The 22313-nt window shown below is 60.5% G+C and carries 23 protein-coding genes; 13 read left to right on the top strand and 10 right to left on the bottom strand.

All coding sequences use genetic code 11. The features are described 5' to 3' along the window. Nucleotides 1-33: 33 nt before the first annotated feature. From AC1DTN_RS03310 to AC1DTN_RS03280, 7 genes are all read right to left on the bottom strand, one after another. Complete coding sequence (locus tag AC1DTN_RS03310) at nt 34-1044, bottom strand: LysR family transcriptional regulator (protein WP_477919967.1); 1011 nt, start codon at nt 1042-1044, stop codon at nt 34-36. Beyond that, nucleotides 1044-2489, bottom strand: a complete 1446-nt coding sequence (locus AC1DTN_RS03305; protein WP_113319528.1) for an NAD-dependent succinate-semialdehyde dehydrogenase — start codon at nt 2487-2489, stop codon at nt 1044-1046. Before AC1DTN_RS03305 ends, AC1DTN_RS03310 begins: the two co-directional genes overlap by 1 nt. Nucleotide 2490: 1 nt before the next feature. Beyond that, entirely contained in the window at nt 2491-3000 is a 510-nt protein-coding gene (fae, locus tag AC1DTN_RS03300) for a formaldehyde-activating enzyme (protein WP_113319527.1), read from the bottom strand. 33 nt (nt 3001-3033) lie between these two features. Further along, nucleotides 3034-4029 (bottom strand): aldo/keto reductase, encoded by a 996-nt coding sequence (locus AC1DTN_RS03295; RefSeq protein WP_113319526.1) that lies wholly within the window; start codon nt 4027-4029, stop codon nt 3034-3036. A 105-nt stretch (nt 4030-4134) separates the two neighbouring features. Beyond that, nucleotides 4135-5307, bottom strand: a complete 1173-nt coding sequence (locus AC1DTN_RS03290; protein WP_113319525.1) for an ABC transporter permease — start codon at nt 5305-5307, stop codon at nt 4135-4137. Beyond that, on the bottom strand, nt 5304-6515 hold the full coding sequence (locus tag AC1DTN_RS03285; RefSeq protein ID WP_439016372.1) for an ABC transporter permease: 1212 nt from the start codon (nt 6513-6515) through the stop codon (nt 5304-5306). Before AC1DTN_RS03285 ends, AC1DTN_RS03290 begins: the two co-directional genes overlap by 4 nt. Nucleotide 6516: 1 nt before the next feature. Then, entirely contained in the window at nt 6517-7503 is a 987-nt protein-coding gene (locus AC1DTN_RS03280; RefSeq protein ID WP_113319523.1) for an HlyD family secretion protein, read from the bottom strand. A 564-nt stretch (nt 7504-8067) separates the two neighbouring features. Here AC1DTN_RS03280 and AC1DTN_RS03275 point away from each other — a divergent pair. The 7 genes from AC1DTN_RS03275 to AC1DTN_RS03245 all read left to right on the top strand — a co-directional run bounded on the left by AC1DTN_RS03275 (nt 8068) and on the right by AC1DTN_RS03245 (nt 13337). After that, nucleotides 8068-9657, top strand: coding sequence for an ATP-binding protein (locus AC1DTN_RS03275; RefSeq protein ID WP_439016374.1), 1590 nt, complete (start codon nt 8068-8070; stop codon nt 9655-9657). After that, nucleotides 9644-10291, top strand: coding sequence for a response regulator transcription factor (locus AC1DTN_RS03270; protein ID WP_113319521.1), 648 nt, complete (start codon nt 9644-9646; stop codon nt 10289-10291). The genes AC1DTN_RS03275 and AC1DTN_RS03270 overlap by 14 nt, the downstream gene beginning before the upstream one ends. Before the next feature lie 93 nt (nt 10292-10384). After that, the gene (locus AC1DTN_RS03265) at nt 10385-10753 is read left to right on the top strand and encodes a response regulator transcription factor (RefSeq protein ID WP_113319520.1); all 369 of its coding nucleotides are present in this window, start codon (nt 10385-10387) and stop codon (nt 10751-10753) included. Nucleotides 10754-10903: 150 nt separating this feature from the next. Next, nucleotides 10904-11110, top strand: coding sequence for a hypothetical protein (locus AC1DTN_RS03260; RefSeq protein ID WP_007820832.1), 207 nt, complete (start codon nt 10904-10906; stop codon nt 11108-11110). A gap of 66 nt (nt 11111-11176) precedes the next feature. Next, nucleotides 11177-11911: a helix-turn-helix transcriptional regulator gene (locus AC1DTN_RS03255; protein WP_439016375.1), complete on the top strand. Its 735-nt coding sequence runs from the start codon at nt 11177-11179 to the stop codon at nt 11909-11911. Between the two features lie 241 nt (nt 11912-12152). Next, a complete protein-coding gene (locus AC1DTN_RS03250; protein WP_477919964.1) occupies nt 12153-12902 on the top strand; it encodes a GntR family transcriptional regulator in 750 nt (249 codons plus the stop codon). A gap of 24 nt (nt 12903-12926) precedes the next feature. Further along, nucleotides 12927-13337 (top strand): ACT domain-containing protein, encoded by a 411-nt coding sequence (locus AC1DTN_RS03245; RefSeq protein ID WP_477919962.1) that lies wholly within the window; start codon nt 12927-12929, stop codon nt 13335-13337. Between the two features lie 60 nt (nt 13338-13397). Here AC1DTN_RS03245 and uxuA read toward each other — a convergent pair whose 3' ends face one another. Next, nucleotides 13398-14585, bottom strand: coding sequence for a mannonate dehydratase (gene uxuA, locus AC1DTN_RS03240; protein WP_442206915.1), 1188 nt, complete (start codon nt 14583-14585; stop codon nt 13398-13400). A 44-nt stretch (nt 14586-14629) separates the two neighbouring features. Beyond that, the gene (locus tag AC1DTN_RS03235) at nt 14630-15352 is read right to left on the bottom strand and encodes a GntR family transcriptional regulator (RefSeq protein ID WP_442206916.1); all 723 of its coding nucleotides are present in this window, start codon (nt 15350-15352) and stop codon (nt 14630-14632) included. 237 nt (nt 15353-15589) lie between these two features. Between AC1DTN_RS03235 and AC1DTN_RS03230 the strand changes: the two genes are divergently transcribed. From AC1DTN_RS03230 to AC1DTN_RS03215, 4 genes are all read left to right on the top strand, one after another. Continuing rightward, nucleotides 15590-16765, top strand: coding sequence for an extracellular solute-binding protein (locus tag AC1DTN_RS03230; protein ID WP_442206917.1), 1176 nt, complete (start codon nt 15590-15592; stop codon nt 16763-16765). A 165-nt stretch (nt 16766-16930) separates the two neighbouring features. Beyond that, on the top strand, nt 16931-18034 hold the full coding sequence (locus AC1DTN_RS03225) for an ABC transporter ATP-binding protein (protein WP_442206918.1): 1104 nt from the start codon (nt 16931-16933) through the stop codon (nt 18032-18034). Beyond that, nucleotides 18031-18915, top strand: coding sequence for an ABC transporter permease (locus tag AC1DTN_RS03220; protein WP_477919960.1), 885 nt, complete (start codon nt 18031-18033; stop codon nt 18913-18915). The genes AC1DTN_RS03225 and AC1DTN_RS03220 overlap by 4 nt, the downstream gene beginning before the upstream one ends. A 3-nt stretch (nt 18916-18918) precedes the next feature. Then, nucleotides 18919-19761 (top strand): ABC transporter permease, encoded by an 843-nt coding sequence (locus AC1DTN_RS03215; RefSeq protein ID WP_018114719.1) that lies wholly within the window; start codon nt 18919-18921, stop codon nt 19759-19761. Between the two features lie 91 nt (nt 19762-19852). On the opposite strand, the gene ppk2 is transcribed toward AC1DTN_RS03215, so the two are convergent. Then, a complete protein-coding gene (gene ppk2 / locus AC1DTN_RS03210; RefSeq protein WP_477919959.1) occupies nt 19853-20761 on the bottom strand; it encodes a polyphosphate kinase 2 in 909 nt (302 codons plus the stop codon). Between ppk2 and AC1DTN_RS03205 the strand changes: the two genes are divergently transcribed. Together AC1DTN_RS03205 and AC1DTN_RS03200 are read left to right on the top strand one after the other, a co-directional pair. Beyond that, a complete protein-coding gene (locus tag AC1DTN_RS03205; RefSeq protein ID WP_477919958.1) occupies nt 20760-21125 on the top strand; it encodes a hypothetical protein in 366 nt (121 codons plus the stop codon). The two genes, ppk2 and AC1DTN_RS03205, sit on opposite strands and share 2 nt — an antisense overlap. Further along, a complete protein-coding gene (locus tag AC1DTN_RS03200; RefSeq protein ID WP_439016381.1) occupies nt 21095-22270 on the top strand; it encodes an ABC transporter substrate-binding protein in 1176 nt (391 codons plus the stop codon). The genes AC1DTN_RS03205 and AC1DTN_RS03200 overlap by 31 nt, the downstream gene beginning before the upstream one ends. The last annotated feature ends 43 nt before the right edge of the window (nt 22271-22313 follow it).

The raw sequence follows: 22313 nt of genomic DNA, 5'->3' as shown, positions 1-22313 counted from the left end.
CTGCCTCCTCCTTGAATGGCAGTATGGTCGCTATCAGACACCCTCTGTGCCAGACACGATGCGCAGGGCGGGCTTTTCACCGTCGTTCACCATACGATTGCTAAAGCGGCTGATGATCCAGGATCGAAACCCTGCAATCAGAGGATCCACCAGCCCTTCCGCATCGGTCTTCAGGTAATAGCCGAAGCCTTCGTAATAGTGTGCGGTGACCGGCGCAACCAAGCGGCCGCTTTCTATTTCCTCCCGAAACAGCGCCGGGTCCGCCAGTACCAGGCCCTGCCCAGACAAGGCGTACTGAACCCCGAGGCTGGCGCTGTCGAATGTCACGCCGCGCGCCACGGAAACCCCGCCGAGACCGTTCTGCACAAGGAAGCGCTGCCAGGTGAGGTAGGGCTCCATGTCGAYGATCTTGATGTGGATGATCTCGTTTGCTCCAATGAAGGCCGCAAGGTCCGAAACCGCTCCCTGCATCAGATCGGCCGGCACCAGATCAGGATGGCACAGGATCGTCGGCCGCTCCTCCCAGAGCAGGTCGGTGACCCATTCATCGACGGCCGGCCGCGTATAGACGACCGCCACGTCGAATTCGCTGTCCGGCACCCCGTAGGGCGTCGAAACCTCCAGAAGCACTTCCGGGAAACTGCGCCGGAAATCCGTCAACAGCGGCACGGTAAGCTTCATCGCAAAGCTCGGCGGCAGGTTGATGCGCAGCTTGCGCTGGCGCTGTTCCTCCGGCGCGCAGACTTCCTTCAGCGCCTGCTCTATACGGTCGAAACCCTTGCCGATACCGGCCGCGAGCGAGCGTCCGTCATCCGTCAGCGTTGTGGCCTTGTGCCCGCGTTCGAAAAGCTTGCGCCCGATGCTCTCTTCCAGACCGATGACATGCCGCGAAAGCGCGCTCTGCGAAATATTGAGCGCTGCGGCCGCCGCCGTGAAGCTGCCGTGATGCGCAACAGCCTCGAAGGCCCGGAGCGCGTTCAGCGGCAACCGGCGGCGATCGACCGCCGGCTCCTTCTTCGTCTGTGGAGAGCGATCCTCCGTCATTATCCCGCAAGCCCGCCGAACAGGACGTATTTGCTCTCGAGATATTCATCGAGCCCTTCGCTGGCACCTTCACGGCCAAGGCCAGACTGCTTGACGCCGCCGAATGGCGCAACTTCCGTCGAGATCACACCCTCGTTGATGCCAACCATGCCCGCTTCCAGCGCTTCGGCGACACGCCATGCGCGGCCGAGATTCTGGGTGAAGAAATAGGCCGAGAGGCCGGTTTCCGTATCATTGGCGAGGGCGATCGCCTCTTCCTCACCCTTGAAGCGGAAGAGACCAGCGACCGGGCCGAAGGTCTCTTCGGTCGCAAGCGCCATATCCTTCGTCATGCCGGTGAGCACGGTCGGCGCGTAGAACAGGCCGCCGCGCTCGTGCTGCTTGCCGCCTGTCAGCACCTTGGCGCCCTTTTCGACGGCGTCGGTCACATGCCGCTCGACCTTCATCAGCGCCGGCGCATTGATGAGCGGACCCTGAGCCACGCCATCCTCGACGCCGGGCGCGACCTTCATGGCCGCGACGGCCTTGGCAAGCGCCTCGGCGTAGCGGTCATAAATGCCGTCCTCGACGAGGATACGGTTCGCGCAGACGCAGGTCTGTCCCGTATTGCGGAATTTGGAGGCGATCGTGCCGCGCACCGCCTGATCGATATCGGCATCGTCGAAGACGATCAGCGGCGCATTCCCGCCGAGTTCAAGGCTGATGCGCTTCACCGTATCGGCGCTCTGGCGCATGAGCAGCTTGCCGGTCGCCGTCGATCCCGTGAACGAGAACTTGCGCACGACGGGGCTCTTCATCCAGACGACGACGACATCGGCCGGCGACTTCGTCGTCACCACGCTGACCACACCAGCGGGAACGCCGGCCTGTTCGCCGAGACGGGCAAGCGCCAGAGCCGAAAGCGGCGTATCTTCCGCCGGCTTGATGATGATGGTGCAGCCGGCAGCAAGTGCGGGACCGACCTTGCGGGTAATCATCGCCAGAGGGAAGTTCCATGGCGTTACAGCCGCGACGACACCGACAGGCTCCTTCATCACGACGATGCGCGCATCGACCTTGTGCGACGGCACGACGCCACCATGCGAGCGGCGGCCTTCCTCGGCAAACCAGGTGAGGAAACCGGCCGCATAGGCGACCTCGCCACGCGCTTCAGCGAGCGGCTTGCCCTGCTCAGCCGTCAACAATCGGGCGAGGTCTTCCTGATTGGCAAGCATCAGATCCGCCCAGCGTCGCAGCACGGCAGAACGCTCCGAAGCGAGCGTCTTGCGCCAGGTCTTGAAGGCCTTCGCTGCGGCGTCGATCGCCTGCTGCGCTTCCGCCGCACCGCAATCCGGCACGGTCGCAAGCTCGCTGCCATCGGCGGGATTGAGCACGGCAAAGCGCTTGCTGTCAGCAGCACTTCCCCAGCCTCCACCGATCAGCGCATTGTCTTCGACAAGCTTCATATCAGGCGACCTTCGGCGTGAAGAAAGGATTGCCGACCGTTGCCACGCCTTCGGCAAGCTCGGCACGCGACGGCCAGCCCTTCAGCAAAGCGCGCTTGGCGGCAAGATGCGTTGCAGCCTTGTTATTATGATATACCTCTTCGGCGTCGTTGGCCGAAGGATTGACCCAGACGGCGGCAATCGCGACCCAGTCATCTTCAGCTTCCGCCGGCAGCGAACCATCGAGCAGCGCTGCAGTAATACCGGCGGCGACACCGGCCTGCGCCGGACCCCAGGTCATCAGCTCATGCGACGAACCCGATTCCATCACCGCCTTGGCGATGAAGAGCGTCACCGGCTTTGCCGGCAGGTTTGGCTTCAGCACTGCCTGGAACGGCAGGTGGCCAGGACCGGGACTCGCTGCCGCCCCGGCGAGCGCGCCGGAAATCGGGCCGTTCTTCGGGCCGATGTAGAGATTGATATGGGCAGCGTTCGGGCCGGAACCCTCGAAGCCTTCACCAATATAAAGCATTGAAATCTCCAGTAGCGATGCGAGTCGAACCCATTATGCCTTCGAAAGGGCGCGCGGGCGACGGACCGGGTTATAGTCATTGATCATGTCGCGCGGGCGGTAGGGCTCTTCCAGGAAGGCACGCTCTTCGCCCGTCAGCTCGATCGCAGCCGCTTCGATGGCAGCAGTGACATGCTCGGGGCTCTCCGTGCCGACGATTGGAACCGTGCTGTTGCCGGAACCGATGACCCAGGCTTGGGCGATCTGGCTGGCCGTCTTGTCGCGCTTGGCAGCGATCTCGTTGACGCGCTTGGCGATCTCCTGGTCGATCTCATCGCCGAACCAGTCGAGATAGAGGTCATGGGCGATGCGCGGCGCCGAGCCGCCGCCGGCGAGATAACCGCGGGCGAGCGGCGAAAAGGTCGTGACCGCAATGCCCTCATCCTGACAGTAAGGCATCATCTCGCGCTCTTCCTCCCGGTAGAGCAGCGAATACTGGCACTGCATGTTGACGAACCGCGTCCAGCCATTCTTGTCGGCGACATGGTTCATCTTGGCGAACTGCCAGGAATACATGGTGGAAGCGCCGATGTAGCGTACCTTGCCCGACTTCACGATGTCATGCAGAGCGTTCATCGTTTCTTCGATGGGTGTTTCCGGATCGAAGGCGTGGATGACGTAAAGGTCGACATAGTCGGTGCCCATCTGCTTCAGCGATTTGTCGATGGAGGCCATCAGATGCTTGCGCGACAGGCCCTTGTCGTTCGGATCGTCGCTCATCGGATAGAAGGCCTTGGTGGCGAGCACCAGCTTTTCGCGTTCCGTCAGCGACAGCAGTGTGCGGGCCACGACCTGCTCGTTGACGCCGGTCGAATACCAGTCCGCCATGTCGAAGAAATTGATACCGACATCGAGCGCCTTCTTCAGGATTGGCACCGATTTTTCTTCGTCCAACACCCAACCCTTCCACTTGGATGTCCCGATACCCATGGTACCAAGGCAAAGCGACGAAACCTTCAGGCCGGTCTGGCCAAAGCGCACATATTCCACAGCAATGTCCTAAAAGTGTTTCTCCCTCCTAAGACTATGCCGTGGCGACACTATTGTGACAAATAGGTTTATTCGATGCGGCTATCTCAAAATGAGATGGCGCCATCAACCGCCCGCAGGGGCCTGTGCCGCAGGCTTTTCCCTTGCGGACCTGATGTCCAGCAGCACCGCGACGAGCCCGTAAACCGCAGCAAGTATCCACAGCGTAAGGAACGGTTCCCTGACCGCCTGAAGCGGAGCGCCGAGCTGCGACACCTCGACGATGCCGTTGATGGCACTTGTGCTTGGCAGCAGAACGGTCAGCGCCCGCAACGGCTCGGGTATGGCTTCGCTCGGCCATGAAAAACCGGCAAGGAACATGAAAGGCAACCCGAGCGTGGCGCAGACGAGCTGAACGACGAGCGGCTTGCGGAACAGGGAGGCAATCACCATCCCGAGCGTGGCAACTGCCAGAACGAACGGCAGGCAGAAAGCAAAGATCGTCAGCAAACCACCCAACCGCGGAATGCCGTAAAGGTAAGGCAGCACGATCAGATAGAATGGCAATACAATCGCCTCGATAACGAGATAGGCAAGCAGCCTGCCGCCGACGCGGGCAAAGGGGCCGGCCGCCGAGGCGGCAGGATCCCGCGCCGCCGCATCATTGCCGATCGTCCCAAGCAGGCCAACGCCGATCAGCAGCGTTTGCTGCAGGATCAGAACAAAGGCTGCAGGCAGGATATAGGTCGCATAGCCGCCCTGCGGATTGAACAGTGCGACCGTCGTCAAAGGCATGGGATCGGGGGCAGCTGCCGCCAATACCGGGTCGATATTGGCCGCAATCAGCCGCGCCGTCTCGATTTCCGCGCCCATGGTCCTCGCAACGGCCACGACGGCGCCGGAAATGCGCTGATAGATCAGGAAATAGCTGGCGTCCCCATAAAGCGCGACCGGCGATTGCCGCCCATGCAGCAGATCACGTTCGAAATATTGCGGGATGACCAGAATGCCGTAAAGCTGGCGTCCTTGCACCGCCCGCTCGGCACTGACCTGATCCGGCAGCATCGCGGCCACTGCGACATCGCTCGACGCATCGATACGGCGCACCAGCTCACGGCTGCTCGTCGTATCGTCGAGATCGACGACGGCGATCGGCACGTCGCGCAGCGCCTCGTTTGCATAGGGCTGTGGGTAATAGAGGGCATAGATTAGTGGCCCGAAGACCAGTACCGCGAGTGCCGGGCGCAGAGTGAGGATGCGGATCAGCTCGATGCGGAAGATCGCCAGCAAGGCCCTCATGGCGTGACCTCCCTCAGCCGCTGCGCCACCTGTCGCTGCCGGCGAATGCGGAACAGTTCCAGCCGCAGCGCCGTCACGATCGCCAGCACCAGAACGAATATGCCGAGCACCATCAAGGGCTTCAGCGACAGATCGACCGGCGTGCCTCGGATCGTCTGATCGATCCTAGCCGTCAGATACCAGGTGCCAGGAATGAGCTCGCCCCACCAGTAGGAGAAGTCGTTCATCGCCAACCGCGGAAAGCCGATGCCCATATAACCGAAGGATGGTGCGAACATCAGCGTGCCGATGCTGATGGCGCTTGCGACCGGCCGCAGGAAAAGCGCCAACAGCACACCGATGAACTGGTTCGCGAGAATGAAGAGCAATCCGGCCACGACGAGGATCCAACGCTCGCCCCTGAGCGGCATGTCGAGCACGCCGAAAAGAATGGCGTCTGAAAGACCGAGAACCACAAGGAAGATCAGTGTGTAGGGTAGCATCTTGCCAGCCATTGCCGGCCACAGACCGCCGCCAAGCCGCCGCAGAATGACGAGACGGTGCGTTGTTTCGGCATCCATACCAACCGTGTAAGCCATGGTGGTAACGATCACCACTTGCAGCAAGGCGGGCATCAGCGCTGCGAGCAGAAAATGCGCATAGTTGAGCGTCGGATTGAAAAGCGGATTGACCTGCACGGGGATCGGCGAAAGATCGGCCTGCGCAATATCGACCGGCTGCCCCTGCGCCGTGCGCAGCGACAGGCGGATGCCGGCGGCCACAGTCGGCACGGCAGCACTGACGCCCCTGAGCGTAAGATTACCTGTTGTCAGCGTCTGCGTATTGTAAAAGAACACCACCTCGGGACGCCGGCCGGCGAAAACATCGCGCTCCAGATTGCGTGGCAGCATCAGTAGTCCGTGAACCTTGCCGGACAGGATCAGCGCACGGCCTTCCGTGAGGTCGCTGACATTGACTGCGACAGCGGTATCCGGCGTCGCATCGACTGCGCGAATAATCGTTCGCGAAAGATCGCTGCCGTCGAGATCGAGCACGGCGATCGGCAGCCGTGTCGCCAGTCCCGCGCTGAAGACGATGGCAAGTACGCCCATCAAGAGCAGCGGCAAGAGCGTCGTCAGGAAAAGCAGAAACGGCCGGCGATAGAACCAGTCGAACTCCCGCCGGAACACCAGGAGGAAGCCGGGACGAAGCCCGCCGGGCGGCTTCATCTCAACGCCCCGCCGGCGGCCAGGAGGCGATGACGCTCATGCCTGGCCGAAGCCCCTCGACGGGATTGACCGGAACGGCGCGTACCTCGAAGGTGCGCAGGTCGAAATCGCCGGTCGCGCGTGTCGCGCGCCAGGTCGCATATTGGCCCTGCGCGTTGATCATCGTCACCTTGACCGGGATTGGACTGCCGGCAAGCGCCGGAACGGTGACGTCAAAACCGTCGCCGACCTTGAGTCCCTTCAGCAGGTCCTCGCGAAGATTGAACGTGAACCAGGGATTCTGCAGGTCGATAATCGAAAACAGCGGCGAACCGGCGCTGAAATTTTCGCCGAGCTCGGCGACGCGCGTCGTCACCTGACCGGAGATCGGCGCATGGATGACCAGTTCTGAAACGTCCACTTGCCGCTGGTTGAGGGACGCACGTGCCTGCTCCACCTGAGCGGCGGCAAGCGCCTTTTCTTCCTTACTGGAACCGGCCGTCGCAAGCCGTGCATTGGCGGCTGCGGATTCCTGCTTGCGGATCGCGGCCTCCAGGTTACGGGCAGTCTGATCGACCTGCGCCTGCGTCGAAGCGCCTGTCGTGATCAACCGCGCCTGACGGGCGGACTCTTCCTGATAAAGCGTGACATCGGCGCTTGCTGCGGCAAGCTCGGCATTGGCCGCATCGATAGTTTCGGGACGCGTGCTGTTGACACGAGTGAGGTCGGCCTCTGAAACGCCGACTGCCGCTTCAGCCAAATGCAGCGCCGCCGTCAATTGCGGGCTTTCCAGTTCGGCAATAACGGTGCCCTTCTCGACATTGTCACCGACATCGGCGTTGAGTTTGAGAATACGGCCAGCGACGCGCGGGCTGATATCGACGCGATTGGCGGAAACCTCGCCCTGCACCACCAGCGGCGGTGGTCGCGTCGCAAACCACAGGAGAACACCAAGAACGACGAGGGCTACAATTCCCACAACTGCCCGAACCATTCCTGCTACCTTCATCGGTGCCCCCGTTCAGATGGAGTGTTCCGGCTGAACTGTGTCTCAGGATTATCCCTCTGGCAATATGACAAGCGCGCTGCGACTCCTTGCACGCCGTAAAGTCGTGATCGTGTCCGAGGAATTTTTACGGTTCTGCTTGCCATCTGCAGCGTCATTATTGCGATAGCGGAAGTCGTCGGAACAAATTTCAATGCCATTCACCAGAGAAACCGACCTGCCGCTTCGTATGGCCGGACCAAAACCTAAGTATAGTTATGTCTCAGGACGCTTGGATTTAACTTGTACTCGTAGCTCGGAACCGACCTGACCATTCACGGTTCCAAGCTGGTGGCACCGCCCCTTGCCACCTCTAGGGCAGGCGTCCCCCTCCGCCGAAGCCCTGCGGATCCTCCCATCCGCCAGAGACCGTCCCGCCGCCCGGGGCGGTCTTTCCTTTTCAAGCGTAGAGACAATTCGGCCCATGCTTCCAACACTTTGGTATAGTTTTGCGCCGATAAACACGCCATTAAGGTAAACGCGCACTAGCCGGTATGGGTAGAAGACCGGAACCAACAGCGAGGGGGTATGGGATCATTCATTGTATCGAAACTCATCAACCGGCGAGGAACGCTCTCGCATGAGATCACGCTCGGCCTGATCGCACTGGTGCTCAGCGCCACCGTGTTCTACGTCGATGCCTTTACCGAGATCGAAAGCGCCATCGCCGTCCTCTATGTTATCGTGCTGCTGCTATCGGCAGAAATGCTGACGAGGATAGGCACCACCCTCCTCACAGTTGTCTGCGCCGCCCTTACTCTTTTCGCCTATTTCTATTCTCACGGCCTCGGAGAAAATGTCCCGGCCCAGTTGCGGTTAGCGGTTTCTCTCGCCGCCATCACCATCACCTGCGCCCTTATCCTCAGGAACGAAACCGCGCGTGCCGGCCTCATCGAAGCCAACTTGCATCTTCGCGACAGCGAAACCCGCTATCGCTACATCTTCGAGCACAGCCGTATCGCACTCTGGGAACGCGATTATTCCGCAGTGCGAGCCTTCCTGATGTCTTTGAAGGCGGAAGGTGTGAGTGACCTCAAAGACTACTACCGAACAAACCCCAGCGTCATCGCCACCTGCACAGGCCTCATCCGCACCATCGCCTCCAACGACGCAGCAATGGAACTGCTCGGCCATGTGGCCGGCGGCCTGCCCTCGCACACGATGCGCCACTACATCGCCCCTGATGACGATACCTTCCTGGACCTGATGAATGCCATCTTTTGCGGCGAACGGCATTTCGAGGGCAAGGGCAACCTGATTGCGGAGAATGGCGAGACCAGGCTTGTCATCATGAGCATGAGCTTTCCGGAAGATCCCGCCGCCTTCAATCGCGTGGTCGTCGGCATGGTGGATATCACCCAGCGGGAAATGATGCAGAAAGCCATTCGCGAGGCTCAGGATGAGCTTGCCCGCGCCTCGCGCGCCGCGACCGTCGGCACACTTTCCGCCTCGCTCGCCCACGAGCTCAACCAGCCGCTCGGCGCTATCGTCGTCAACGCCCAGACGCTCCTCAGATGGCTGAACCGCGAGCCGCCGGATCTCGCGGCCGTGCGCCGTTCGGCCGAGCGCATCATTCGCGACAGCCAGCGGGCGAGCGAAATCATCCACAATACCCGCTCCATGCTGACGCAGGGCGATCGCACGCCCGAGCAGGTCGATCTCGAAACGCTGATCGAGGAAACACGCGCCCTGATGGAGCACGACTTCCAGCGCGACATGGTCGATTTCGATGTGACCCCACCCGAACAGCCGATCACAGTCAAGGCGATCCGTATCGAGCTGCAGCAGGTGCTCATCAACCTCGTCACCAATGCCGTGCAGGCCATGCGCGAAACGGCAATCGATCGGCGCAAGATTCTGATCTCGCTCGCCAGGAAGGATGATATATTCGTCAGCCTCTCCGTCAGGGATTTCGGCCCCGGTATCAGCGAGGAGGCCATGGCGAAGCTCTTCACCCCCTTCTTCACGACCAAGCCCTCCGGAATGGGCATGGGGCTCTCCATCTGCCGCAGCACGCTGGAGGCCAGAGGCGGCCAGCTGATCGCCGGCAATCATCCTGAAGGGGGCGCCATCTTCGAAATGATCATACCGATTGAGGACGACCATGACCGACACTAGCGCCGCATCGAAGGCAGCCTCGCAATCCGCATCACCGATAGTCTATGTCGTCGATGATGACGAATCCATCCGCGAGTCGCTTGTCGATCTTTTCCGGTCGATCCAGATGGATGCGGTCTCCTTCGCGACCACGACTGCCTTTCTCGATACCGCCGACCTGCGACGGCCGGGCTGCATTCTCCTCGATGTGCGCCTGCCAGGTCTAAGCGGGCTGGATTTCCAACTTCATCTCGAACGGATCGGCAGCAGGATGCCGATCGTCTTCATGACCGGCTTCGGCGATATTCCGATGAGCGTGCGCGCCATGAAGGCCGGCGCTGTCGACTTCCTCACCAAGCCCTTCCGAGACCAGGATATTCTCGATGCCGTCGGCATCGCGATCGAAAAGGATATGGCCCGCCGGCGGGAAATGGCGGCAAGCGATGCCGTCGCCTCGCTGGTCGATACACTGACGCCCCGCGAGCGGGAGGTGATGGCGGCCGTCGTCAAGGGGCTGATGAACAAGCAGATCGCCTATGACCTCGGCATCAGCGAAATCACCGTGAAGCTGCATCGTGGCAATGTCATGCGCAAAATGCAGGTCCGCTCGGTGGCCGATCTGGTGCGCAAGGCCGAAATGCTGGAAGGGAGATAGTGAAACCTAGACCCTTGTATGGTACCGCGACACGGCCCCGATCCTCATAATATAGCCTAACGTAATGTAAGAATAAGCAAGGCTACCAATCTCGTGTCACATACATCCACAATCGCTGTCGTCGATGACGACCAGGCTATCCGGGAGGCGCTTGACGATCTGATCCAGTCCTGCGGCTACCAGAGCAAGCTTTTCGCTTCGGCGGAAGAGTTCCTGGCCTTTGACGACAGGGCGACGATTGACTGCATGCTGGTCGACGTCAAGATGCCCGGACTGAGCGGCATCGAACTGCAGCAAATCCTCAACGGCGAACCTGAAAAGCCGCCGATGATCTTCATGACATCCTATCGCGACGAGAGAACCCGTACGGCCGCCATGGAAGGCGGTGCGCTGGCCTTTCTGGGCAAGCCGGTCGAATTCGATTCCCTCATCAACTATCTGGAAATAGCTTTGAAGCCGTAAGGCCCCACTGCGTCGGGTTCCCGGGTGTTGCTTCCGCCATCAGATCAGTTCGAATTATACACCTATGTATAATTTAAGATGGAAACAATAAAGACTATAGTTAATCTCGTATCTTCCAGTAAAATGGATAGAAAAAACGAGGTGAACGCCATGATAAAGCTCAAGCGCCCGATATTTGTCAGCGTCGGGAAGAACATTCTGATGGATGTGATCTTCTCTAACATCGTAACCGGTGCGAATTACAAGTTTCACTGTGCGCTGCTGCGCCTGGAACCGGAAAATCCGATCTACGAATATCAGCCGGTCCGCATTGCCACGCATCGCCGCCCGGACGAAATCAGCCGGACGCATTTCTGATCCTCCCCCTTCTGGCGCTGGCCGATTTCCTCCCGGCCGGTCAGTGCATTTGCCGGCAGACGATCCATGACCCTCAAGAATACGGTAAAATCCCCCTGGCAGGGGGATGCAGCCAGCGCCTCTGTACAGGCCGATCCCAAGACAAGTTTCTCTACTGCCCTCCAGGAAGTCATGCAGGTGCATGGCTTTCGTTTCTTCCTCGCCTCCAGCTTTCCGCAAGCTGATAAGCTCGGCTTTCGCGCCAACATCATCGCCAGCAACTGGCCACAGGAACTGATCGATCGCTACGATGCTTCAGATCTCTTTTGGCGCAGCCGGCTGATCGATGGTTTGAAGAAGACCATCATGCCGATCTATTCCGGCATCGGCATCTTCGCCCAGCCTGCCAGCGTAAGCAGCTCGGAAGAACTCTCCCGTCGTTTCGAGGATCTCGGCCTTCACAACACCGTCAGCTTCACGCTGCATGACGCCATTCTCAGGCACTATGTCATCATGTTCTCCGGCCTGCGCAGCCCGCTCGACGAGCAGGAATGCGCGCGCATGGTCTTTGCCGTATTGAAGGCGCTGGACAGCTACAGCCTTGCGACCGAGCCGCCGCTTGCCGATTACGAGCGCCTGACCGTTCGCGAGATCGAATGCCTGCGCTGGTCAGCCTCCGGCAAGAGCAGCGAGGAGATCGCCATCATCCTGCATATCTCCTCCCATACGGTGAACGGTTACCTGAAGGCGGCGATGCGCAAGCTCGATGCCGTCAACCGCATGCAGGCCGTGGCGAGGGCCTATCGTTTCCGTCTCATCTGAAGGTCTGCAGGCTCTAAAACTCTTCTGGTTTCAGGCCGTCCAAACCTATCCCGCGTGGCCGCTGACGAGATATCTGCGAAATTTCGGCTGAGATCATCGTCAAATAAATGCGACAACTCCCGTCAATTCACGCGCGAAGCGCCTCAACCTACGCATGCAGGACAAATATCAGCACTATTGTTCCCGTTGTCGACAGAACATGCTAAGTTACTAGCGGGAGGGACATTTCTCAGGAGTTCTCTTGTCCGCCGAATACACGTCAGCCGATATGGCCCACGCCTCCGGCAATCTGCCGCATATCGACTCGCGCCAGCGCGCCGAGGCGGTTGCCGCCCGTCTCGTCACTGAACAACACGACCGGCCGTCGCTGGTTTCCACCATCGCCCGCGAAGTGGCAGCCGAGATCATCGAAGAAATTCGCAAACCGGGCGATGACCTGAACTCCGTCGAACTTGCACGGCGCTACAAGACCAGCCGGACGCCGATCCGCGAAGCCCTGATGCTTCTGGAAAGGGAAGGGCTCGTCGAAATCCCGCCGCGCCGTCGCCCACGTGTCGCTAGCCTCTCGATCAAGGAGATCCGCGATATCTACCGCGTCCGCGCCAATCTGCTGGAATTGATCGCCGGCGACATTGCGCGGGACGTGTCGCTTGACGATATCCGCACCCTCCAGCCAATCATGCAGGTCATGGAAAACGCGAGCAAGGCCGGTGACGTGAACGTCTATTTCTTGGCAAATGTCGACTTTCACGAACGCAATACCGAACTCGCCGGCAATCGCACGGTCAAGAAGATCATCGATTCCCTGCTTCTGAGAACGCTTCGATTGCGCCGTATCGGCCTGTCCCAGCCTGGCCGCCTGCAGAAATCCTACGAGGATCACGAACGGTTATGCCGCGCCTATGCGGATCGCGATCCGACGCTCGCAGCAGCGCTCATCCGCTCCAACCATATCACCGGTCTTTCGGTGCTGGAGAACATCTATTCATAGGACGGGACGTCAGGGAAAGATGACATGACAGGCATCACCGACCTCTCAATTCTTCTCGCGACGATGGAGCCGGAATTGGTGGCGGGCGAATTCGTCTATTGCACCGTTCCGGCCTCGCAACTGGAAGACTATCTCCATCTTCGCCCGCTCGCCGTCTTTCACGAAACGGAAGGCCTGACGCTCATTCTGCCCCGGGATACGGCAAACAAAGCCGGCCTGCAGGCAAGCGCACCCCTGCGGCAGATCACGCTGAAAGTACATTCATCGCTTGAAGCCGTAGGCCTGACCGCCGCCTTCTCCCACGCGTTAACGGAAGCCGGCATCAGCGCCAATGTGGTCGCGGCCTATTACCACGACCACATTTTCGTGCCTGCCGTCGATACCGAACGGGCCGTCGAAGCGCTGCGGCAGCTTTCAGCGGCTAGCCGGAGCTAAAGCAATTCCAGCAAAAGTGTGCAGCAGTTTTGCGTTCAGAATTGCGTGAAAACAAAAAAATCAGGCCGGCGGCGCGTCGAGCGCGTGCAGAATGCCGCGCAGTTCGGCAAGGCCGCGAAGACGGCCGATTGCGGGATAGCCGGGCGTGACATTCTTCTGCAGGTCATCGAGCATCCGATGGCCATGATCCGAGCGGAAGACGATCGACTGGTCGGCGCTGCGGCGGCGATCCTCGGCAACCAACTCCTTCAGCACGGCAACCATGTTCACGTCACCTTCGAGATGCGCGCTTTCATGGAAAGTGCGGCCATCCCCCTCACGGGTCGTGGCACGAAGATGTGCGAAATAGATGCGCGAGGCGAAACGCCGCGCAATCGCCGGCAGGTCGTTGTCAGCGCGCACGCCGAGGCTGCCGGTGCAATAACACATGCCGTTGGCGGCTGCCGGCACGGCATCGAAAAGCGCTGCATAATCCTCTGCCGTCGAAGCGATGCGCGGCAGGCCGAAGAGCGAGCGCGGCGGATCGTCGGGATGCAGCGTCAGCTTCACCCCGCGCGCTTCCGCAACCGGCACGACGGCCTCGAGGAATTCGACGAGATGCTGGCGAAGCTTCTTCGCATCGATGCCCTGATAGGCAACAAGCTTTTCGCGGAAGGCCGGAATGGTCAGCGGCTCGGTCGTCGAACCGGGCAGAGCCGACGTGATGATGTGGGTGATTTCGGCAATCTCCGCTTCCGTCATGCTTTCGTAGACGGCCGTGGCCCGGGCCCTGTCCTCTTCAGAATATTGGTCGGCAGCGCCCGGACGCTCCAGCACGAACAACTCGAAGGCGGCAAAGCGCTCATGATCGAAGCGCATGGCGGTAGCGCCGGTCGGCGTCACGTAATCGAGATCGGTGCGCGTCCAGTCGACAACGGGCATGAAGTTGTAGCAGACGATCGGAATACCGCAGGCCGCGACCGCCTCGAGACTGGCGATCCAGGCTTCGATCTCGGCTTTGGCCTGCCCGCCCTTGCGCTTGACGGCATCGGGGATCGGGATGCTTTCGACGACGCTCCAGGTCAGCTGCGAGCGGTCGGCCGGCGTCGTTTCGATCAGCGACTGGCGCTCGCGCACTTCCGCCTCGGTCCAGGCACGGCCGATCGGCACCTGATGTAGCGACGAAACAATGTTCGTTGCACCCGTTTGGCGCACCTCGTCCAGCGTGACCGGTGCCTCCGGCCCGAACCATCTCCAACCTTGCCGCATCTCTTCTTTCTCTCCTTGGTATCTTGTGTTTTGTCGTTCCGCCGTCAGCAGAAATAGTCGGGGAACTGCGAGCGCAGCTCCGCCACGTCGGGTATAACGGCGCTTAAGTGATGAATCATCGCCTCGCGCGCCGCGGCGATATCATGCGCAGCAATGGCGTCGCGGATCACCACATGCTCGCGCACGACATTGTCCATGCGCCCGAGTACCGGCAGCGTCAGACGCCGTGCCCGGTCGATCTGCACCTTCACTGTCTTTAGAATGGTCCAGATGCCGGGATAGCCGGCAATCTGTGCGATCGCCTCGTGGAAGGCCTCGTCTTCTTCGTGAAAGCTCGAAGCATTGCCGAGTGCGGCATGTGTCTTCTGCCGGGCGATGATCGCATCCAGCCGCGCGATATCGGCCTCCGTCGCAATGCCAGCGGCCATCTCGACCGTCGTCCCCTCAAGCGCCTTGCGCACAATGACCGCCTCCGGAATGGCCGACACCGGCACTCGCGAAACCACCGTGCCCGATTGCGGGTAGATATCGACGAGACCGCCCTCCGAGAGCCTCAGAAGCGCCTCGCGCACCGGCGTTCTACTCACACCAAAATCCTCGGCAATGCGCTTTTCCTGCAGCGCCGTGCCCGGTGGGATCCTGAGAGAGACGATATCGGCATGCAGCCGCTCATGGATCGCGGCAGCCGTCGTCACGCGACGAATCTTTCCGCCGGCGTCGCGTGGCGTCGGAAAGGCGAGGATTTCAGGGTCGGAAGCCTGCCGCATGCATGATCTCGGGACGTTGACACTTTCGTGCATACTAGTATATCAATTGAATTCTGTTGCCAAGACATGCCGCGGAGGAGAACAGCGGCATGGCATTGCGCCTGGAGGAAAAGCTTCAAGCTGCGAGCATTTGATGCCGCCGGAAAACCGGCCGATCGAGGCATGAGACGTGCATTGCGATGCAAACGAGCGGCGCTCGGGGCAAAGGCCGGCACCGCCGCAAAGGAGGAGGACAGAATGAAGATCACACGCAGAACCTTCGTCGGCGGAGCTGCCGGCGTCGCCGTGGCCGGAATGTTGCCGCTGCGCGCTTTCGCCCAGGCAAAGGCACCGGCAAGCCCTGTTACCATCACCATCGTCGATGTCGCCGGCAATCTGGCGCTGACGCAGGGAATGTTCCAAAACTACGCCAAGGCCAAGCCGGAATTTGTTTCCAGCTTTTCCTTCACCAAGGCCCCTGCTCCGGAACTACCGGCCAAGATCCAGGCCCAGCAGGCTGCCGGCAAGGTCGATATCGATCTCGTACTGACCGGCACGGACGCGCTTTCGGCCGGCGTCGACCAGGGTCTCTGGGTCGACCTGTCCAGCCACAAGTCGGCACTGCCCAATCTTGAAAGCATCCTGCAGCCGCAGGCCTTCAAGATGCAGGCACTCGCCAAGGACCAGGGCGTCGTCATCACATATTATCCGTCCGGCCCGCTGATCGAATACATGCCGGACAAGGTGGCAACCCCACCGAAGACTGCGCAGGAGCTGCTCGACTGGACGAAGCAGAACAAGAACAAATTCCTCTATGCCCGCCCGGCAAACTCGGGCCCCGGCCGCACGCTGCTGATGGGCCTGCCTTACCTGCTCGGTGACAGCAATCCGCGCGACCCGGTCAACGGCTGGGCCAAGACCTGGGAATATCTGGCCGCTCTCGGCGAAAACATCGAATATTACCCGACCGGCACCGCAGTGGTCTTCAAGGAACTCGGGGAAGGCACGCGCGACATCGTAGCCACGACCACCGGTTGGGACATCAACCCGCGCGCGCTCGGCATCGTTCCCGAGGAAGCCAAGGTCGGCAAGCTCGAAGGCTTCCACTGGGTCACCGACGCCCACTATGCGGCGATCCCGAAGGGCGTTTCCGACGAAAAGATCGGCGTTCTGCTCGACGTCCTGAACTTCATCTATCAGCCGCAGCAGCAGGCGATCGCCTATGACGCCGGCTACTTCTATCCCGGCCCTGCGGTGAAGGATGTCACCCTCGAGATGGCGCCGGCAGAAAGCCAGGAAACTATCAAGGAATTCGGCCGGCCGGAATATGCCGACTGGATCGCCAGCAGCCCTCTGGAAGTGCCGCTGGAGCCCAAGCAGCTTGTCCAGGCCTTCCGCATCTGGGACGAAAAGATCGGCGCCAAGAAGGGCTGATCCCTGCTGGTCATAATAATCCGGCGCTGGCTTCACGGCGCCGAAATTCCAAAGCAATTCCCGCAAAAGTGCACAGCGTTTTTGCGGGAACTGCTTGAAAACAAAGGATAGAGCGTCGCCGTGCTTCAAGAGCGGTGATGCTCTATCGGCCATGATTGCCGATGAATGGAGATTGCATTGACTTTGCCGGTTCAAAACGCAGCAACGCTATCTTCGCGGAAGAATGCGCGCCTTGAGCTTGATGGCATCAAGCGATCCTTCGGCGCCTATAACGCCCTTGATGGCATCGATCTCACGATTGAACCCGGCGAATTCATCGCACTTCTCGGACCCTCCGGCTGCGGCAAATCCACGGCGCTGAACTGCATTGCCGGCCTGCTTGGCCTTACCGGTGGCGAAATCCGCCTCGGCGGCAATCGCATCGACCAATTGGAGCCGGAAAAGCGCGGCTTCGGCATGGTCTTCCAGAGCTATGCCCTCTTCCCACATATGAGCGTGCGCAAGAATGTCGGCTTCGGCCTTGCCATGCAAGGCATTCGCGGCGCCGAGGCCGACAAGCGCGTCATCGATGCACTGGCGCTGGTGCGCCTCGAAAGCCAGGCCGACAAGCTGCCCGGCCAGCTCTCCGGCGGCCAGCAGCAGCGCGTCGCGATCGCCCGCGCTATCGTCATCCGCCCGCCGATCGTCCTGATGGATGAGCCGCTGTCCAACCTCGACGCCAAGCTGCGCCTGGAAATGCGCGCCGAAATTCGCGGCATCCACGATCAGATCGGCTCGACCACCATCTATGTCACACACGACCAGGATGAGGCRCTKTCGCTKGCMGACCGYATCGTSGTSATGAGCCAAGGCCATATTCAGCAGATCGGCACGCCGCAGGATCTCTACCAGCGACCGGTCAATCTCAATGTTGCCGATTTCATGGGCTTCCGCACCCGCATTCCCGGTCGCGTCGTCTCTGTGTCGGGCACTGAGGCGGAAATCGAAGCCGCCGGCGCACGGCTGACCGGCACCATGCGCGACACGTTGAAAGTCGGCGATGCCGCTGTACTCTCCGTGCGCCCGGAAGATCTCGTTGCYACCACCGACGGCATTCCCGTCATCGTCGCGAGCACCGAATATCGCGGCCGCGCCTTCTTCGGCATGGCCCGCTCGGCCGACGGATCGGAGCTCTATTTCCGCTCCGACGATGCCCTGCCGCGTGGCTCTGCCACCACCCTGCAGCCGGTTGCAGGCCGTTCTCTGGTCTTCAAAGGCTCACCTGCATGAACGGCCGCCCCTCACTGAAAACCCGGCTAGCCGCACAAGGCCTCGACGGCACGACGCTGCTCGTGCTGCCGGGCCTGCTCTTCATGATCGCGCTCTTCATCTACCCCTTCATCTACGGCGTCGCGGATTCGCTGATGCCGAAGGATGGCGGGCTCTGGTACGAAAATTACGCGAAGTTCTTCTCCGACCAGTTCCAGTTCGGCACGATCGCCAACACCATGTGGCTCGCCTTGCCGGTCACCATCGTCAACCTGGCCTTCGCAGTCCCCGTTGCCTTCCGCGTCCGGCTGATGCGCCGCCAGCGTCTGCTGACGACGATCCTCGTGCTGCCGATCACGCTCGGTACCGTCTTCGTCGCTGATGGTCTGCTGACCTTTCTCGGCCCGCGCGGCTGGTTCAACGAAACGCTCATCCTGTTCGGCATCCTGGATTCGCCAGTCAAGCTTACCAACAATTATTGGGGCGTCTTTGCCTCGCTGCTGATAACAGGCTTTCCCTTCGCCTTCCTGCTGACGCTGTCCTACATCACCGGCATCGATCCGGCGATCGAGCAGGCCGCCGCCACGCTCGGCGCCAATGCGCGCCAGCGCTTTACGCGCGTCTTCCTGCCGCTGCTGGTGCCTGGCCTTGCCGTGACCTTCTGCCTTTCCTTCGTGCAGGCTTTTGCCGTTTTCCCATCGGCCGTCCTGCTCGGCGCGCCGGCCGGTCCGACACGCGTCATCTCGATTGCAGCCTATCAGGCCGCTTTCGAGCAATATGACCATTCATACGGCACGGCGATCGCCCTGATCATGGGTGGCGTCGAGCTCATTGTTGTCGTCGCCATCCTCGGCGCGCGTTCGTTCTTCTACCGCGGCCCGGCCGGCGGCACGAAAGGCTGAGCCATGATCCGTGACCAGGGCCTTACCTCTAAGATCTGGCGCATCGCCGTCTGGGCGCTCGCGACCCTCTTTGTCCTCAACCTGCTTGCGGTCATCGCGGCCGTGATCGTCAACTCTTTCGCCACACGCTGGCTCGGCACATGGCTGCCACGCGGCTGGACGGACCGCTGGTATTTCAGCGCCTGGAGCGAGTTCCAGCTTTCCAGCGTCGTCATCGTCACCTTCGAGATGGCGTTTGTCGTCGTCATCATCTCGGGCATTCTGGGCGTATTGACAGCCTATGCGCTGGCACGGCGCGATTTTCCGGGCAAGCGCGCCATCATCCTCTTGTTCCTGCTGCCGCTGCTGATCCCACCGCTGACCTATGGCATTCCGCTGGCAACCGTGCTCTACCAGCTCGGACTCGGCGGCACCTTCTGGGGCGTGGTGCTGATCAACCTCGTGCCATCCTTCCCCTTCGTCGTGCTCGTCATGATCCCTTTCATCGAGCAGATCGATCCGCGCATCGAGGCAGCCGCCCGCGTCTTCGGCGCCGGTACGACCAGCCTCTTCATCCGTATTCTGCTGCCGCTCCTGCTGCCCGGCATGCTGGCCGCGTTGCTGCTCGTTCTAGTGCGCACGCTTGCCATGTTCGAGCTGACCTTCCTCATCGCCGGACCGCAGACCCAGACGCTCGTCGTCTCTCTTTATTACGCGGTCTTTGCATCCGGCGTACGAGCCAGCCAATCAATCGATGCGATGGCGGTGATCTATATGGTGACGACGCTTTTCTGGCTCATCATCGCGCTGCAATTCGTCAATCCGACGCAGATCGTCGCCCGCGCCAAGCAGCAATCGGCGCATTGAAGCATGTCGCGCAAAAGTGTGAAGCGGTTTTGCGATAACGACATGCAAAAAAAGAGCCGCTGCCGGCAGAACCGGCAGCGGCTCCAAGAAATCAGTAAACTTCGGGAACGTAGAGTTCCGGCGGAACCGGGATACGCTGATAGTCTTCGTGACGCACGCGCTCGGGAAGTACGATCTCTTCCTTCGGCACATCCTCGTAAGGAATCTGGCTCAGCAGATGCGCGATGCAGTTCAGACGCGCCCGCTTCTTGTCCACGGCCTGGACGACCCACCACGGTGCTTCGTCGATATGCGTGCGATCCAGCATCTCTTCCTTGGCCTTGGTGTATTCTTCCCAGTGGACACGGCTCTGCAGATCCATCGGCGAAAGCTTCCACTGCTTCAGCGGATCGTGGATACGCATGTTGAAGCGGAATTCCTGCTCMTCGTCGGTGATSGAGAACCAGTACTTGATGAGGWTGATGCCSGAGCGCACSAGCATGCGCTCGAACTCAGGCACSGAGCGGAAGAACTCTTCCAGCTCGTCCTTGCTGCAGAAGCCCATGACACGCTCGACGCCGGCGCGGTTGTACCAGCTGCGGTCGAAGAGCACCATTTCGCCTGCCGACGGCAGATGCGGAGTATAGCGCTGAAAATACCACTGGTTCCGCTCGCGCTCGGTCGGCGCCGGAAGTGCCACGACGCGGCAGACGCGCGGGTTGAGCCGCTGGGTCACGCGCTTGATCGCGCCGCCTTTACCGGCGGAATCGCGGCCTTCGAAGAGCACGACGACCTTGAGTTTCTTGTAGTGGACCCAGTCCTGAAGGCGGACAAGTTCATGCTGCAGGCGGAAAAGCTCTCGGAAATAGAGCTTGCGTTCGAGCGTCTGTTCGGCCGGGCCGGACATGCCCTCGGCGACCAGCTCGTCGAGCCGGTCCTCCTCCATCTGCATTTCCAGCTCTTCATCGAAGCTGTCTGCAATCTCGTTCTTGATACGGTCGAGCTCAGTGTTTTCGATCATGGCACGCTCCCTGTTCAATTCGCTCGATAAAGCACGTTCTCGCCATAGCTATATGACAGAGTTGCGACGATCGAAAATTTGCTTTGGCAAAACGCAAAATTATAAGGCCGAAACACCGGCTTGCCCCGCCTTTCATGGTCGTCCCGGCGGTCGCAATCGACTGGTTCTACGGATGGCCGCGGCTTGTGCCATGTCAAGTTTTATGTATACATTGGACTTGCTGAGCAATTTTCGCGATGGCGGCGTTTTCTTCGGAGGAGCGAAGGAAAACGCTCAGGTCGCGGGCATGTCTCCGGAAGAGAGATATGGTGCACAACATTGGGAGGAGTATACATGGTTTCGTTTTCAAGAAGACTATTCGTAGCTGGCGCTGCGCTCGCCACACTCGCCGGAGCGCCTGCATTTGCACAGGAAACAGTGAAGATCGGCGTGATCCTGCCGATGACCGGCCCTTTCGCCTCAACCGGACGCCAGGTCGAGGCCGGCGCTCGCGCATACATGGCAATCAACGGCGATACGGTTGCAGGCAAGAAGGTCGAGCTCGTCCTGCGTGATGATGCCGGCACTGCCGACCAGACCCGCCGCATCGCCCAGGAACTCGTCGTCAATGACGGCGTCAAGATGCTGGTCGGTTTCGGCCTGACGCCGCTTGCCATGGGTGTCGCCCCGGTTCTCAACCAAGCGAAGGTTCCGGCGATCATCACCTCGGCCACGACCTCGGCCATCATGAAGCAGTCGCCCTATTTCGTGCGCACCTCTATGGGCGGTCCGCAATCCGCCGTTCCGGTCGCCACGTGGGCCGTCCAGAACAATCTGAAGCGGGTCGTCACGCTGGTGACCGATTACGGTCCGGGCATCGACATCGAAAAGGGCTTTACCGACCAGTTCAAGAAGGAAGGGGGCACGGTTGTCGAAGCACTCCGCGTTCCCCTGCAGAACCCCGATTTTGCACCCTTCCTTCAGCGYGTRCGYGATGCCAAGCCGGATGCCCTCTTCGTCTTCGTGCCYTCGGGYGTCGGCGCGATCTTCATGAARCAGTTCATCGAYCGRGGYCTTGCRGATGCCGGCATCAAGCTGATCGCCACYGGCGACGTCACCGATGACGATCTCCTGAACGGCATGGGACCGGCCGCCAAGGGCGTCATCACCGGCCACTTCTATTCGACCGACCACGACAGCCCGGAAAACAAGGCCTTCGTTGCAGAAGTTCGCAAGGCCAACAAGAACATGCGCCCGAACTTCATGTCGGTCGGCGGTTATGACGCGATGCATGTCGCCTATGCAGCGCTCGAAAAGACTGGCGGCGATACTGATGGCACGAAGCTTGTCGACGCCATGAAGGGCATGGAATTCGTCAGCCCGCGCGGGCCTATCACCATCGATCCTGATACCCGCGACATCGTGCAGGACATCTACATGCGCGAGGTCAAGGAGAAGAATGGCGAACTCTACAATGTCGAGTTCGCGACTTACCCGAAGATCCACGATCCGAATACGGCTGCTAAGTAAGCCTTTGGAACAGGCGGCGGAAGCAATTCCGCCGCCTGGATGC

It is taken from the genome of Rhizobium sp. 01T444, from assembly GCF_056398305.1.
Note: the sequence above shows the minus strand (reverse complement) of the source record. Positions and strands in the feature narration are given on the sequence as shown.

What these genes read in the sequence shown, in the direction of transcription:
- AC1DTN_RS03305 (WP_113319528.1), bottom strand. Translation starts at nt 2,489, where the DNA reads ATGAAGCTTGTCGAAGACAATGCGCTGATCGGTGGAGGCTGGGGAAGT.
- fae (WP_113319527.1), bottom strand. Translation starts at nt 3,000, where the DNA reads ATGCTTTATATTGGTGAAGGCTTCGAGGGTTCCGGCCCGAACGCTGCC.
- AC1DTN_RS03290 (WP_113319525.1), bottom strand. Translation starts at nt 5,307, where the DNA reads ATGAGGGCCTTGCTGGCGATCTTCCGCATCGAGCTGATCCGCATCCTC.
- AC1DTN_RS03285 (WP_439016372.1), bottom strand. Translation starts at nt 6,515, where the DNA reads ATGAAGCCGCCCGGCGGGCTTCGTCCCGGCTTCCTCCTGGTGTTCCGG.
- AC1DTN_RS03280 (WP_113319523.1), bottom strand. Translation starts at nt 7,503, where the DNA reads ATGAAGGTAGCAGGAATGGTTCGGGCAGTTGTGGGAATTGTAGCCCTC.
- AC1DTN_RS03275 (WP_439016374.1), top strand. Translation starts at nt 8,068, where the DNA reads ATGGGATCATTCATTGTATCGAAACTCATCAACCGGCGAGGAACGCTC.
- AC1DTN_RS03270 (WP_113319521.1), top strand. Translation starts at nt 9,644, where the DNA reads ATGACCGACACTAGCGCCGCATCGAAGGCAGCCTCGCAATCCGCATCA.
- AC1DTN_RS03260 (WP_007820832.1), top strand. Translation starts at nt 10,904, where the DNA reads ATGATAAAGCTCAAGCGCCCGATATTTGTCAGCGTCGGGAAGAACATT.
- AC1DTN_RS03255 (WP_439016375.1), top strand. Translation starts at nt 11,177, where the DNA reads ATGACCCTCAAGAATACGGTAAAATCCCCCTGGCAGGGGGATGCAGCC.
- AC1DTN_RS03245 (WP_477919962.1), top strand. Translation starts at nt 12,927, where the DNA reads ATGACAGGCATCACCGACCTCTCAATTCTTCTCGCGACGATGGAGCCG.
- uxuA (WP_442206915.1), bottom strand. Translation starts at nt 14,585, where the DNA reads ATGCGGCAAGGTTGGAGATGGTTCGGGCCGGAGGCACCGGTCACGCTG.
- AC1DTN_RS03235 (WP_442206916.1), bottom strand. Translation starts at nt 15,352, where the DNA reads ATGCGGCAGGCTTCCGACCCTGAAATCCTCGCCTTTCCGACGCCACGC.
- AC1DTN_RS03230 (WP_442206917.1), top strand. Translation starts at nt 15,590, where the DNA reads ATGAAGATCACACGCAGAACCTTCGTCGGCGGAGCTGCCGGCGTCGCC.
- AC1DTN_RS03220 (WP_477919960.1), top strand. Translation starts at nt 18,031, where the DNA reads ATGAACGGCCGCCCCTCACTGAAAACCCGGCTAGCCGCACAAGGCCTC.
- AC1DTN_RS03215 (WP_018114719.1), top strand. Translation starts at nt 18,919, where the DNA reads ATGATCCGTGACCAGGGCCTTACCTCTAAGATCTGGCGCATCGCCGTC.
- AC1DTN_RS03205 (WP_477919958.1), top strand. Translation starts at nt 20,760, where the DNA reads ATGGCACGCTCCCTGTTCAATTCGCTCGATAAAGCACGTTCTCGCCAT.